Annotated in this window: 11 protein-coding genes; 4 read left to right on the top strand and 7 right to left on the bottom strand. The window is 71.7% G+C overall.

The features are described from left to right. Nucleotides 1-404: 404 nt before the first annotated feature. Nucleotides 405-1,952: a DUF4192 domain-containing protein gene (locus tag ACZ5NW_RS00355; RefSeq protein WP_468741439.1), complete on the bottom strand. Its 1,548-nt coding sequence runs from the start codon at nucleotides 1,950-1,952 to the stop codon at nucleotides 405-407. Nucleotides 1,953-2,124: 172 nt separating this feature from the next. On the opposite strand from ACZ5NW_RS00355, the gene ACZ5NW_RS00350 reads away from it, so the two are divergent. Beyond that, nucleotides 2,125-4,290 carry a RecQ family ATP-dependent DNA helicase gene (locus ACZ5NW_RS00350; protein WP_468741438.1) on the top strand — a complete coding sequence of 722 codons (2,166 nt, stop codon included), beginning with the start codon at nucleotides 2,125-2,127 and terminating at the stop codon, nucleotides 4,288-4,290. A gap of 287 nt (nucleotides 4,291-4,577) precedes the next feature. After that, nucleotides 4,578-5,195: a hypothetical protein gene (locus ACZ5NW_RS00345; protein ID WP_468741437.1), complete on the top strand. Its 618-nt coding sequence runs from the start codon at nucleotides 4,578-4,580 to the stop codon at nucleotides 5,193-5,195. A gap of 290 nt (nucleotides 5,196-5,485) precedes the next feature. On the opposite strand, the gene ACZ5NW_RS00340 is transcribed toward ACZ5NW_RS00345, so the two are convergent. The 3 genes from ACZ5NW_RS00340 to ACZ5NW_RS00330 form a co-directional block, all read right to left on the bottom strand. Beyond that, on the bottom strand, nucleotides 5,486-6,118 hold the full coding sequence (locus ACZ5NW_RS00340; protein ID WP_468741436.1) for a hypothetical protein: 633 nt from the start codon (nucleotides 6,116-6,118) through the stop codon (nucleotides 5,486-5,488). Nucleotides 6,119-6,186: 68 nt separating this feature from the next. Beyond that, complete coding sequence (locus ACZ5NW_RS00335) at nucleotides 6,187-6,888, bottom strand: ribonuclease HII (protein ID WP_468741435.1); 702 nt, start codon at nucleotides 6,886-6,888, stop codon at nucleotides 6,187-6,189. A 102-nt stretch (nucleotides 6,889-6,990) separates the two neighbouring features. Then, nucleotides 6,991-7,614: a TetR/AcrR family transcriptional regulator gene (locus ACZ5NW_RS00330; RefSeq protein ID WP_468741434.1), complete on the bottom strand. Its 624-nt coding sequence runs from the start codon at nucleotides 7,612-7,614 to the stop codon at nucleotides 6,991-6,993. Between the two features lie 186 nt (nucleotides 7,615-7,800). Here ACZ5NW_RS00330 and ACZ5NW_RS00325 point away from each other — a divergent pair, with 186 nt between their 5' ends. Next, nucleotides 7,801-9,348, top strand: coding sequence for an MFS transporter (locus ACZ5NW_RS00325; protein WP_468741433.1), 1,548 nt, complete (start codon nucleotides 7,801-7,803; stop codon nucleotides 9,346-9,348). 477 nt (nucleotides 9,349-9,825) lie between these two features. Here ACZ5NW_RS00325 and ACZ5NW_RS00320 read toward each other — a convergent pair whose 3' ends face one another. The 3 genes from ACZ5NW_RS00320 to ACZ5NW_RS00310 form a co-directional block, all read right to left on the bottom strand. Then, complete coding sequence (locus ACZ5NW_RS00320; RefSeq protein WP_468741432.1) at nucleotides 9,826-10,731, bottom strand: ADP-ribosylglycohydrolase family protein; 906 nt, start codon at nucleotides 10,729-10,731, stop codon at nucleotides 9,826-9,828. A gap of 12 nt (nucleotides 10,732-10,743) precedes the next feature. Then, nucleotides 10,744-11,403, bottom strand: coding sequence for a histidine phosphatase family protein (locus ACZ5NW_RS00315; RefSeq protein WP_468741431.1), 660 nt, complete (start codon nucleotides 11,401-11,403; stop codon nucleotides 10,744-10,746). Between the two features lie 129 nt (nucleotides 11,404-11,532). Further along, the gene (locus ACZ5NW_RS00310; RefSeq protein WP_468741430.1) at nucleotides 11,533-12,138 is read right to left on the bottom strand and encodes a YdbC family protein; all 606 of its coding nucleotides are present in this window, start codon (nucleotides 12,136-12,138) and stop codon (nucleotides 11,533-11,535) included. Nucleotides 12,139-12,296: 158 nt separating this feature from the next. Here ACZ5NW_RS00310 and ACZ5NW_RS00305 point away from each other — a divergent pair, with 158 nt between their 5' ends. After that, nucleotides 12,297-12,830 (top strand): TerD family protein, encoded by a 534-nt coding sequence (locus tag ACZ5NW_RS00305; protein ID WP_468741429.1) that lies wholly within the window; start codon nucleotides 12,297-12,299, stop codon nucleotides 12,828-12,830. Nucleotides 12,831-12,970 lie beyond the last annotated feature (140 nt).

Below are 12,970 nucleotides of genomic sequence, written 5' to 3'. Positions count from 1 at the left end.
GAGCCGACCGGGCGGCGGCTGCTGTTCCGCGGGCGCCGGGATCCGGTGAACGCCATCGGCGAGGCCGGGCACGCCCTCGGAGAGCCGTCCCTTCGGCACTCCGTTCTGGCCGGGGTTCGGCACGGGCCGACCAGGGGCGAGGCAGTCGTCGGAGGAGGGCGGAGTCGGCTGGTGCATGCGGTGGCTTCTGCTGCTCTCTGTGGGCCCCGGGCGGGTGGCGCTCCGAGGGGTGGCTCCGACCGGACGGGTGCGGTGGGGCGGCGCGATCCGTGCAGGTGTTCCGCCACTCAGGTGAACGGGACGGGACTCCCCCAGGTCACGCCCGTGCCGCCACAGCCCCACCGAATGGCGGGCACCCGCACCGACGACCGCGGCAAGCCGTCGGGGAATACGGGTGCAGCCGCTCATCCCGTCCCCCTCGTGTCGTCGTCGCCGGCCGGGCGCCTCCCTTCCGCCTGGCCACCGCGTCGCCAAGTGGTTCCTTTTCCGGTGGGGTGCGGCCCGGTCGTACCGCGTCCGGGTGCTGCGGGGCGGCTTCCGCCCGTGGACGGCGTACGAGGACGCCGTCCACGCGCGCCCGTCGCGCGTGTTTCTTCGGTGGAGCGAACGGGGGCCTTGGCCAGGCGGATGCGGCGGGCCGGCGTGTGCGGTGCGTTTCGTCCCGCGCGTTCCGCGCGCAGGCAGCGGCGGACCGACTCCGGGTCCAGTCCCTCGTTGCACGCCTGGTGCAGGAGACGGGCGAAGAGATATCCGGGGTCCGCTCCCAGGGCCATGGCCAGGGCTTCCCGTGCCTCCAGTTCGTCGCCGCTCGACCAGGCGACCCAGCCGGCGAGGGTGAGGGGCGCTGCGGCGTGTTCGAGGTAGGGGCCGACGCAGCGGCGGGCGAGGGCCCGCCAGAGGCGGAGGGCGGGTGCGGCCTCCTCGCCCTCCATCCACTCGGCGGCGCGGTCGCGTGTCGTGCGGTCCTGGAGGCCGAGGATCAACGTGGCGGCCTCGTCGAGGCCGAGCAGTTCGTCATCACGGCGGTCCGCCGCCTGCGGGCCGGACGCGGCCGGTGCTTCGGCGAAGCGCCTCAAGAGCTTGCCGGCCAGGTCCATGGTCTCCTCGGCCACCTGGATGCGGCCGGCGTCGTCGAGGATCCTGGGGACAATCTTCATGCCGGCGGTGTCGAGCGCGATCTCCTGGGCCGGGGCGACGGAGGTCTCCAGGGGCAGCAGGCGCGCCCTCAGCTCGCGCAGGGTGCCCCGGACCTGGATGCCGGCGTAGGTGGCGGCCGCGGCCAGGACGGAGGTGCCGGGCAGTCCCATCGGCTGGCCGTCGTCCGGGCAGCATCCCTCGCCCGCGCAGCAGTACGACCAGAAGCGGCCGCCGGAGATGCACAGGGCCTCGATCACGGGGACGTCGAGGTGGCCGCATTCGACCCGGAGCTGCTGGGCGAGCCGCCGCAGGCGCTCCATCACGTCGCGGCCCGACTCGCCCTTCGCCGGTTCCTGGCAGAGGTAGGCGACGATCTGGTGCGGGCGTGCTCCTCTGCGCGCGCCGCCCGTCACGAGCCCGTGGGCGAGTTGCCGGGCGACCGCCTCCCAGTCGTCGGGGTTCGCGGGGATACCCAGCCGGGCTCGGCCGCCGAACCGGCCGCGTCCGCCTCGGTCGTCGTGCAGGGAGACCAGGACGATGCTGTCCTCGGGCCGGTATCCGAGCAGGTAGGGAAGTGCGTCGGCCAGTTCGGCGGGGGTGCGCAGAGTGACCTGATGGGCACCGGCGCCGGTGCCGAACGTCGCCGCGCCGTCGAACGGTCCGTGGCCCTCGTACGCGGGTTCTTGAGGGTCGGGCCGCCCTGCGTAGGGGGTGTCCGTCTCGTGCGCCGCGTCTCCGCCGCCGGGTGCGCATCCGTCACGTCCGGAGATGTCACCGTTGTCGAAGGATCCTGTGGTTTCGCCGTGATTCGTCATGCGGAGACGATCTCGCGGATCGCGAGGCTCCGCTTGAGCCTGTGGATAACTCCCGCCAGGGACACGTCATTCCCCCGCTGCGCCGACCGGTCCGCCGCGTCGGCGCCCCGTTTGTCCACAACCCTCACCGGCTCACGACCGGATTGTCGGTGCCGTCCTGTTGTATGGACGCATGGAGCACACGAGCAACGCGGATCTCCGGTCGGAGGCCGACACGGTCCTCGCCCGCCTCGTCGGGGACGCCACGGGCACCGCCCGGCTGCGCGAGGACCAGTGGCGGGCGATCGAGGCACTGGTGGCCGAGCGGCGCCGGGCCCTGGTCGTCCAGCGGACGGGATGGGGCAAGTCCGCGGTCTATTTCGTGGCGACCTCCCTGCTGCGGGCACGCGGCTCGGGCCCGACGGTGATCGTCTCTCCACTGCTGGCGCTGATGCGCAACCAGGTCGAGGCCGCGGCGCGGGCGGGCATCCACGCGCGGACCATCAACTCCTCGAACACGGAGGAGTGGGAGAACGTCCAGGACGAGATCGCCGCGGGCCGGGTCGATGTGCTGCTCGTCAGCCCGGAGCGGCTGAACAACCCCGACTTCCGTGATCAGGTGCTGCCGCGGCTGGCCGCCGCGACCGGGCTGCTCGTGGTGGACGAGGCCCACTGCATCTCCGACTGGGGCCATGATTTCCGCCCGGACTACCGGCGTCTGCGGACGATGCTCACCGATCTCCCGTCCGGTGCGCCCGTGCTCGCGACGACCGCGACCGCCAACGCGCGCGTGACGGCGGACGTCGCCGAGCAGCTCGGTACGGGTGGGGCGTCGGACGCGCTGGTGCTGCGCGGTCCGCTCGACCGGGAGAGCCTGAGTCTCGGTGTGCTGCGACTGCCGGACGCGGCGCACCGGATGGCCTGGCTCGCCGACCACTTGAACGACCTGCCGGGGTCGGGCATCGTCTACACGCTCACCGTGGCCGCCGCCGAGGAGGTCACGGCGTTCCTGCGGCAGCGCGGCCACATCGTCGCCTCGTACACGGGCCGGACGGAGAACGCCGACCGGCAGCAGGCCGAGGACGACCTGCTCACCAACAAGGTCAAGGCCCTGGTCGCGACCTCCGCGCTCGGCATGGGGTTCGACAAGCCCGACCTCGGCTTCGTCGTGCACCTCGGCTCGCCCTCCTCGCCCATCGCCTACTACCAGCAGGTGGGCCGCGCCGGACGCGGTGTGGAGCACGCGGAGGTGCTGCTCCTGCCGGGCAAGGAGGACGAGGCGATCTGGGAGTACTTCGCCTCACTGGCCTTCCCCTCCGAGGACCTCGTCCGGCGCACGCTCGACGTCCTCGCGCGCGCGGAGGGGCCGATGTCGCTGCCGGCCCTGGAGCCCCTGGTGGAGCTGCGCCGCTCACGTCTGGAGACCATGCTCAAGGTCCTCGACGTCGACGGCGCGGTCCGGCGCGTCAAGGGCGGCTGGGTCGCCACCGGGCGGCCGTGGACGTACGACACCGAGCGGTACACGTGGGTCGCCCGCCAGCGTGCGGCGGAGCAGCAGGCGATGCGCGACTACGCGACGACGAGCGGCTGCCGAATGGAGTTCCTGCAGCGCCAGTTGGACGACGAGGGCGCCAAGTCCTGCGGCCGCTGCGACAACTGCGCCGGGCCGCGCTTCACCGCCGACACGTCTGTGGCCGCCCTGGACGCCGCGCGCGTCGATCTCGGCCGGGCCGGCGTCGAGGTGGAGCCCCGCAAGATGTGGCCGACCGGGCTGTCGGCGGTCGGCATGGATCTCAAGGGGCGCATTCCGGTCGGTGAACAGGCCGGGTCGGGGCGGGCCCTGGGGCGGCTGTCGGACATCGGCTGGGGCAACCGGCTCCGTCCGATACTCGCACCTCAGACACCGGACGGGCCGGTCCCGGAGGATGTGGCGCGTGCCGTGGTGGGCGTGCTGGCCGACTGGGCGAAGGGTCCGGGCGGCTGGGTCTCGGGCGCGGCGGACGCCCCGCCGCGTCCGGTGGGTGTGGTCACGGTCGCCTCGCGGAGCAGGCCGCGGCTGATCGGCTCGCTGGGCGCGCACATCGCGAACGTGGGCCGGCTGCCGGTGCTCGGTGCGGTGGAGTACATCGGGGACGCCCCGCCTCGTTCCCGGAGCAACAGCGCCCAGCGACTCAAGGCGTTGGACGGCGCTCTGGGCGTGCCGCCCGGCCTGGCTGCCGCTCTCGCGGCGAACCCGGGTCCTGTCCTGCTCGTGGACGACTTCACGGAGACCGGGTGGACACTCGCCGTAGCGGCCCGGTTGCTGCGGCGTGCGGGGGCGGGAGGGGTGCTGCCGCTCGTGCTGGCCGTCCAGGGCTGATCGCACCGGCCACTCCCCCAGGCACCTGCGTCTCAGGGGTGTTCACCAGCCGTTGTTCCGGGCGCCTCAGGCGTGGCATCCGGCCACTCCGGGTAGTGATATTTGCCACGTACCACTGCATACCCCTCGGTGGCCCCATTTGCTCGTTGCCGCATCCAAGTTCGAAAGGAAGAATTGAGTTCCGCTCCCCGCACGGCTCGCCCCGTGGTCCGGCAGGGCTCTGCTGCGGTGTGCGGTCCCCCGAATCCGACCCGCCCGCTGTGTGGGCCGTAGCCGAAGGGAGGATCGTGACCTTCGGATTCGCTCCGTCCTCGGCGGCATCGTTGTCGACGTCCACGTCCGCCGCTTCCACCAACCGCCTGCTCGAACCCGCCGAATGGGCCGCGGCCGGCATTCCGCTGCTGCGCAACCCACGGGAAGTCGTCAGCAGTCTGCACGCCCGGCATCGTCCCCGGCCCGCCACCGCGGTCGTGGCCGTGCTCGATCCGGACGAGCGGGTGCGGGCGAGCGCGTCGTTCGCGCGGCGTTCGGGGCCGGCGGACGGGTGGGTGTTCCGCAACGCCCTGCTCGCGCAGCTGCGCCGTGTCATTCCGCACGACCTGCGGCGGCGTACGCCGGTGCGCACCGCCGTGCTGCTCTACTGCCGTGAGGGCGACGGGCGTTGGACGGAGGAGGACGGCGCTCTGATGTGGGGCCTGCGGGACGCGTGCACGTTGCACGGGCTGCGCTGCGGGGCGTACATCACGCTGACTCAGGACGGCTGGCAGGTCCTCGGCGAGGGCCGTGGCGGCCGTCGCCCGAACACGGATTCGCCCCCGGAGCCCTTCGCGCTCTCCGAGGTGCCGCCCCCCACCCGCATGGGCGGCGCGGCCTCGGACGTCCTGCGCCGCGCGGCCGCCCGCTGAGGGAAGGGCACCGGCCCGCGGCGGTCCACTCCGCACGACGGGCCGGTACGGTCCATCGCGCGGCCGTACGTCACCCGACCGCGCGGCGGTGACCGTACGACGTACGTCCCGCTCCAGGAGGTGGAGCGGCGTCAGCGCCTCGCACGGCGTCCCCCGCCCGAGCGGCATCGGGGCTCCTCATCCGGGCACGCCGAAGTGCGCGTACGCCACGATCCCGTCGCGTACGCGCCAACCCCGCGGCAGCATCCCGACGTCGGCGCCGGACCGCCCGCCGCGGTGGTGGAGGCGGCTCAGACTCCGGCGCCGAGCACCGCGTTGATCTGCTCCGGGTCACCGCAGACGATCAGCAGGGCACCGGCCCGGGTGAGGGCCAGGGGCAGCACGGTGGAAGCGGCCGCGTCGGAACCGCCGTTGACGGCGACCACGACGACGGGACGTTCGGCGGCCCGGCTCGCGGCGGCGCCGTCCATGTAGAAGACGTCGTCCCGCGCGTCGTGCTGCGCCCAGTAGGACGCGTCACCGAAGGAGAGTTCGTGGGTGGCCCACGGGTGCTGCTCGCCGGTGGTGATCACCAGCACGTCCCCGGGGGCACGGCCGGATTCCAGCAGCAGGTCCACGGTCTCCTCGGCGGCGTCCAGCGCGCCCTCGGCCGAGGCCGGGATCAGCTGGATCTGCGGAGCCGTCGAGTCGGACGCGGGAGCGGCCGGGGCCTGCGGCCCGGGCTTGGCGGGGGCGGTGTCCCGGGGGGTGCGCTGCACCGGGGGCGCGGGCCGGAGAGGACCGGGGCGACCGGGTCGCGACGGGGCCGCGGGACGCGGGCCGGGTACGGGGCGGGGGGTCGGCGCGGTGCGGCCGCTGGCCGGAGTGGCGCGGGGACCCTGGGCACTCTCGTGAATCTGAGGCTCCTCGGGAATGAGAGGCATGGGCTGATATTTATCAAACATTGGTGCGGCTCGCGCCAGTGGGTGGCACTGCAGTGCGAGCGGACGCGTCAGAAGTCGAAGCCGAGTTGGCCATCGATCTCCGGAACGCTTCCATCCGCCCAGCTGCGGGCTTTCTTGAGGTGCCGCCACTGGGGCAGCGCATCAAGATACGCCCACGACAACCGGTGGTACGGGGTGGGGCCCCGCTCCTCCAGTGCGGCCTTGTGCACGGGGGAGGGATACCCGGCATTGTCCGCGAAACCGAAGTCTGCATGGTCGATACCCAGTTCGGCCATCATTTTGTCGCGCTGGACCTTGGCGATCACCGAGGCCGCCGCGACCGCCACGCAGGACCGGTCGCCCTTGATCACCGTGCGCACCCGCCAGGGCGCGCCGAGATAGTCGTGCTTGCCGTCGAGGATGACGGCGTCGGGGCGGATCGGCAGGGCTTCCAGGGCACGGACGGCCGCGAGCCGCAGGGCGGCCGTCATGCCCAGGCCGTCGATCTCCTCCGGGGAGGAGTGCCCCAGGGCGTACGACGTCACCCACGTGCGCAGTTCCTCGGCGAGCACGGTGCGCCGCTTGACGGTGAGCAGTTTGGAGTCGGTGAGTCCCGCGGGCGGTCGGCGCAGTCCGGTGACCGCCGCGCAGACGGTGACGGGTCCGGCCCAGGCGCCGCGGCCCACTTCGTCGACACCGGCGATGATCTTCGCTCCGGTCGTGGCGCGGAGGGAACGCTCGACGGTGTGGGTGGGCGGTTCGTACGGCATGGCGCCCTTAGCCTACGCCGCCGAGATCCCCGCGCGACACCCGGCCCACCCCGTCACCCCGCGAGGCACCCGGCGCCCGCCCGGACGGGCGCCGGACCATGATCAGGAGGCTTCCGGCCGCAGCAGCGGCAGCATGAGCTGGTCGATCATCTCGTCGAGTTCCTGATCGCTCCATTCGCATCCGCGCATCTTGGATCGGTACATCATCATGGCCGGTATGGCGTCGAAGACATAGCTGTTCACGGCGTCGGCCCGCACCTCGCCTCGCTCAACTCCCCTGCCGATGACCTCATGCAGGAGTCTGACGGTCGGCTCCACGACACCTTCGACGATCAGCCCGTGGAAGCGCTCCGCCTGCATCGGGTCGCATTCGTGAATCACGGAGCGAATGGCGGAGCCGGGCCGGGAGAACATGGCGTCGCGCGCCCTGCGGCACAGCACGACCAGGTCCGCGCGCACGCTCCCCAGGTCCGGCACCTCGTCCATGCGCGGCAGCCCGGCCTGGAGGGCGTCCGCGACGAGGTCCTCCTTCGACGACCAGCGCCGGTAGACGGCCGCCTTGCCGGTCTGGGCACCGGCGGCGACACCCTCCATCGTCAGGCCGTTCCAACCGACGGTGCCGAGTTGCTCCAGCGCGGCGTCGAGGATCGCGCGTTCGAGCACTGCGCCGCGCCGGCGAGGGGAGGCCGCCTGAGCGGAAGCGGCCGTCCAGCGCGAAGTAACCATCCGAGTCTCTCCAGAGGGCGAACGAAAACGGGGATTCCGGGGAAGGGGAATCGTCGGGCGGCAGCGACGGGGACGCGCCGACACACGGCGCCTTAAGTGAACGCTTGCGTTCACTAGTGGGGACTCACTACCGTTGACGCGGCAGTGAACGCGAGCGTTCACTAACGCACTTGTGGGGGACCCATAGTGACAACCTCTCAGTTGATTAAGGACCAGAAGCCAGGTGCGGCCCGCCGGGCGGGGCATCCCGGCATCGCGCTCACCGTCATCGCGGCCTGCCAGCTCATGGTGGTACTCGACGCGACGATTGTGAACATCGCGCTCCCGCACATTCAAGACGCCCTGGAGTTCAGTACCACCGACCTCACCTGGGTGGTCAGCGCCTACACGCTCACCTTCGGCGGTCTGCTGCTGCTCGGCGCGCGGGCCGGTGACATCCTCGGTCGGCGCCGGGTGTTCGCGGCCGGCATCCTGCTGTTCACCTTCGCCTCGCTGCTGGGCGGACTGGCCCAGGAGCCTTGGCAGTTGCTGGCCGCACGCGCGCTGCAGGGCGTGGGTGGCGCGATCGCCTCGCCCACGGCGCTGGCGCTCATCACCACCACCTTCCCCGAAGGCCCGGAACGGAACCGGGCCTTCGGTGTCTTCGCCGCCGTGTCCGCGGGCGGCGGCGCCATCGGTCTGCTCGCCGGCGGCATGCTCACCGAGTGGCTCAACTGGCGCTGGGTGCTCTTCGTCAACGTGCCCATCGGTGTACTGATCGTGGCTCTCACCCCGGTGTACATCAGCGAGTCCGAACGCCATCCGGGGCGCTTCGACATAGCGGGCGCGCTCACCTCGACCGCGGGCATGGCGTCCCTGGTGTACGGCTTCCTCCGAGCCGCCGAGGAGGGCTGGAAAGACGGCCTGACGCTCGCGTCCTTCGGTGCCGCGCTGGTGCTGCTGCTGGCCTTCGTGTTCACCGAGATGCGGGCGAAGGAGCCGATCACCCCGCTGAAGATGTTCGCCGACCGCAACCGCTCCGGCACGTACGTGATCATGCTGAGCCTCGCCGCGGCCATGTTCGGCATGTTCTTCTACATCGTGCTGTTCGTGCAGAACGTGCTGGGCTACAGCCCCATCAAGGCGGGCATCGCCTTCCTGCCCGTGACGGTCGCCATCGCGGTCGGTGCGGGTCTGTCGCAGCGGTTCCTGCCCTCGCTGGGCCCCAAGCCGTTCATGGTCGTCGGCTCGGCGCTCGTGGTGGTCGGACTGACCTGGCAGAGCTTCATCAGCCCCGACAGCTCCTACGTGGGCGGGGTGCTCGGTCCGATGGTGGTGTTCGGCTTCGGCATGGGGCTGAACTTCGTGACCGTGACGGTGACGGCGGTCTCCGGCGTCGCCGCGCACGAGGCGGGGGCTGCTTCCGGGCTCCTCAACGCCACCCAGCAGGTGGGTGGTTCGCTCGGCCTGTCGATCCTCACGACGGTGTTCGGCACGGCCAGCAAGGACGAGGCGGAGAAGCAGATTCCGCAGTTCATGGCCGACGGCTCGGCGGAACAGAAGGCCGACTTCGCCCAGACCCATCAACTGCCCGCGCCGTGGGGGCACCAGGTTCTCGCGGAGGGCATCGCCACGGCCTTCCTCCCGGCCGCGGCGATGGCCGTAGTCGCCCTGGGGACGGCGTGGTTCGTCATCCGGGTGCGCAAGAGCGACCTGGAGGCCCTGGCCGGCACGGCGGGGCCGATGGCCGGCTGACGACGAGGCGGCACCGGCCGCCCGCCGGACGCGTCCGCGGAGGGACACCCTCGGGGTGCCCCCGCGGAGGCACCGCCGGCCCGAACAGGACCGCGGATGGCCAGGCCCTGTCCGCAGGACAGACGCCAAGGACAGCAGCCCGGCCATTCGCACGACGACCAACCCAGCCATCCGCACCACCGCCAGCCCGGCCATCCGCACCACGACCGGGCCGGCCGTCCGCACCACCACGAGCCCGTCTATCCGCACCACCGCCATGGCAGCAAGAATCCGCCCCGGCATCGCCCGGACCACCGCCCCGACCGCATGACCACCCCCAGCGCCCTCTCACGACCACTCCCCCGCCGGCCGCACATCGCACAGCGGATGCCCGAAGAACGACCGGCCGGTCACGCAGAGTTCCCATCGAGCACACAGAGTTTCATTGAGCGGGAAGCAGCGACACCCCGCGACTGGATCGACGAGCCGGAACCGCCGTCAGCCGTTCGTGGGCACCCAGTCGGGCAGCGCCTCGGTGCGCTCGATCCACGCGGCCGGCGGAGCCCCCGCCTTGCCGCCCGCGAGCACTCCGCCCACGATCGCGCAGGTCGTATCCACATCGCCGCCGACCTGCGCGGTCGTCCAGAAGGCCGTTTCGAAGTCGCCCAGCGCTCGCGCGGCCGACCAGAGGGCGAAGGGGACCGTGTCATGGGCGGTCGTCCGCCGTCCGCAGCCGAGGACGGCCGCGACGGTGGCCGCGTCGCCGTAGTCGAGCATGTCCCGGGCGCGTCGCAGCCCGGCGCCCACCGCGCTCTTCGGCACCAGGGCGACGACACCGTCCAGCAGCCCCTCGGCGCTGGGTGGACCGCCGGGAGCGGCGGCCAGCGCGGCGGCCGCGGCGACGGCCATGGCCCCGACCACGGCCTCCCGGTGCTGATGCGTGGGATAGGCGGAGATCTCCGCCTGGTGGGTGGCCTGCTCGGGGTCGTCGGCGTACCAGGCGCCCAGCGGGGCGATCCGCATGGCAGCGCCGCTGCCCCAGGAGCCCTGCCCCTTGAAGAGGGCGGAGGACAGCTCGCGCCAGTCGCCGCCCTCCCGGACGAGTCGCAGCAGCCGGCTGACCGCGGGGCCGTACCCCCGGTCGAAGTCGTGATGCTCGGCGAAGGAGCGGGCCAGGGCGTCCTGGTCGATGCGCCCGTGAGTGGCGAGGACGGCGGCCACGGAGCAGGCCATCTCCGTGTCGTCCGTCCACTGCCAGATCCCGGACGGCAGCTCACGGCGCTTGAGCAGCGGGTAGTTCTCCGGCACGAAGAACTGGGAACCGAGCGCGTCTCCCACGGCGAGTCCGCGCAGGCTGGCGAGGGCGCGCTCCAGGCGCCCTTCGGAAGAGGAGTGAGAGGTCATCGATCTGCCACTCTATCCGGTGATTCCGTACGGTTCCGGATCTCGCCAGCGGTCGAACGGCCGGTCCAGTGTGTACTTGCCGTCGTCGCCGAGAACGAGCATCCGCATCTCGGCGTTCCCCGGGTTCGACAGGGACTCGAACTCGGCGACCGTCCAGTGGAACCAGCGCATGCAGAACAGGCGCATGGCCAGGCCGTGGGTGACGAGCAGGACGTTGGGCGGATGGTCCGGTGCCTCGAAGCTGCGGAACAGGCTCTCCAGGAAGCCGCCGACACGGTCGTAGACGTCGGCGCCGCTCTCGCCCTGGGCGAACCGGTAGAAGAAGTGCCCGTAGGCGTCGCGGTACGCCTTCTGCAGGCGCACGTCGTCCCGGTCCTGCCAGTTCCCCCAGTCCTGCTCGCGCAGCCGGGGCTCCTCGCGCACGCGTATGAGCTCGGGGTCGAGGTGGAAGGCCCGCAGGGTCTCGTGGGTGCGCCGGTACGGGGAGACGTAGACGCTCACTCGGTCTCGGCCGAACACCTCCCGGAGCCGTTTACCGGTCTCCTCGGCCTGCTGCCAGCCTCGCTCGGTCAGCGCGAGCGCGTGGTCGGGCTCCCGCTCGTAGACGGTGTCATCAACATTGCCCGTTGACTCCCCGTGTCGGACAAGGACGATGCGCCGTGGTCGTGCCATGCCAAAACCCTAGATCGGTCGGCGGCTCTTCGAGCACCCGTACGGGTCCCATACGGCGTACGTCACACAGATCGTGCACCGGAGGTCACCCAACGGCACACAGGAACGCGCTCTTCGGCAGTCCGGAGATCACACCGTCCAGGCGGGTTCGAGCTCTACGATGTCGCCGGTGAGGGAGGAGACGTCCGCCTCGATCTGGGCGCGCAGGGCGAGCCGCTCCACGCGTTCGGTGCGGTACTTGCCGTGCTCGGCCTCCGAGCGCCACATCGACAGCACCAGGAACTCGTGCCCCGGCGCCTCGGCGAACAGGCCCCGGATCATGCCGGGCGAGCCGGCCATGGCGGGGTTCCACACCTTCTCCTGCATCAAGGTGAAGTGCTCGGCGCGCTCCTCGTGGACCCGGCACAGGGCGGCCCGCAGCAGGTCGGCGTCCGTGAAGCGCGGCTCGAAGCCGGTCTTCACGTCGAAGCGGTAGTCGAAGAGTCTGACCTGCGCGTCCTTGTACGTGCCCGCCTGGGCCGCCGCGAGGCGGTCATGGGAACGCGCCATGAAGGAGTCGTAGAAGGCGCGGCTCTCCCAGAAGGCGAAGACATGGGCGACGGACGGGTGAGCCCTGCTCCAGCCCCCGCCCTGTCCGCGAAATCCCGGCTCCCCCAGAAGCCCCGCCCACTTCCGCTGCCCCCGCTCGAAACCGCGGCGGTCCACCACGGTGCAGCGAATCCACTTGACCAGCACCGCGCCATGGTAAGGCCACGGGGCGTGGCGCCGGTCACTCTCGGTCCGAGAGCGGGCACGCGCACGCGCACGCGTGCGTGGCAGGATGGACAACCTGCCCGGATGCGTGGGCAGTTCAGGCTGAGGGGCGATGGGGAGAACGGGGAAGGGGAAGCCTGGTGAACGGCCTCAACAAGGGGATACGCAAGGTCGAGATCGCGCTGAAGTGGGATCCGAGCCCGGCGGGCCAGCCGCCCACCGATCTCGACATCGTGGCCGCCACGTTCCTGCAGAGCGATCCGCACGGCGCGCCCGCTTATGTGGTGCATTTCGGCAGCAGGTCGCCCGACGGCACGATCTATCTCAACCGGGACAGCAAGGACGGCAAGGGGTTCGGCTGGGACGAGGTGATGACGGTCGAGCTGGACCGTCTGGACGCCCGGTACGCGCGCGTGGTGGTCGGTGTGATCATCCAGCAGGGTGCCGCGCATCGCACGTTCGTCAGCGTGCTCAATCCGGCGTTCCGGATCCGTGAGGGCTACTCCGTGCTGTCCGAGGGCACGTTCGGCCATGTGCTCGGTGCCACGGCCGCCACGATCGCGGAGTTCGAGCGCGACGGATCCGACGGGTGGCTCTTCGGCGACGGCGTGTGGGGCTTCGAGGACGATCCGGCGACCTTCACCCGGGTCATGGGACAGCCCCACGACTCCTGACACGCGTACGCGTGCAGCACGGGGCTGTTTGGACACCCGACGCGCCGGGGGGGGGGGGGGGGGGGGGGGGGGGGGGGGGGGGGGGGGGGGGGGGGTTGGGGGGGGGGGGGGGGGGGGGGGGGGGGGGGGGGGTTTTGGTC

Source organism: Streptomyces sp. NPDC032126, from assembly GCF_055580085.1.
This window is presented reverse-complemented; position numbering and strand designations above follow the sequence as displayed.

What these genes read in the sequence shown, in the direction of transcription:
- ACZ5NW_RS00320 (WP_468741432.1), bottom strand. Translation starts at nt 10,731, where the DNA reads ATGACCTCTCACTCCTCTTCCGAAGGGCGCCTGGAGCGCGCCCTCGCC.
- ACZ5NW_RS00315 (WP_468741431.1), bottom strand. Translation starts at nt 11,403, where the DNA reads ATGGCACGACCACGGCGCATCGTCCTTGTCCGACACGGGGAGTCAACG.
- ACZ5NW_RS00340 (WP_468741436.1), bottom strand. Translation starts at nt 6,118, where the DNA reads ATGCCTCTCATTCCCGAGGAGCCTCAGATTCACGAGAGTGCCCAGGGT.
- ACZ5NW_RS00335 (WP_468741435.1), bottom strand. Translation starts at nt 6,888, where the DNA reads ATGCCGTACGAACCGCCCACCCACACCGTCGAGCGTTCCCTCCGCGCC.
- ACZ5NW_RS00330 (WP_468741434.1), bottom strand. Translation starts at nt 7,614, where the DNA reads ATGGTTACTTCGCGCTGGACGGCCGCTTCCGCTCAGGCGGCCTCCCCT.
- ACZ5NW_RS00355 (WP_468741439.1), bottom strand. Translation starts at nt 1,952, where the DNA reads ATGACGAATCACGGCGAAACCACAGGATCCTTCGACAACGGTGACATC.
- ACZ5NW_RS00350 (WP_468741438.1), top strand. Translation starts at nt 2,125, where the DNA reads ATGGAGCACACGAGCAACGCGGATCTCCGGTCGGAGGCCGACACGGTC.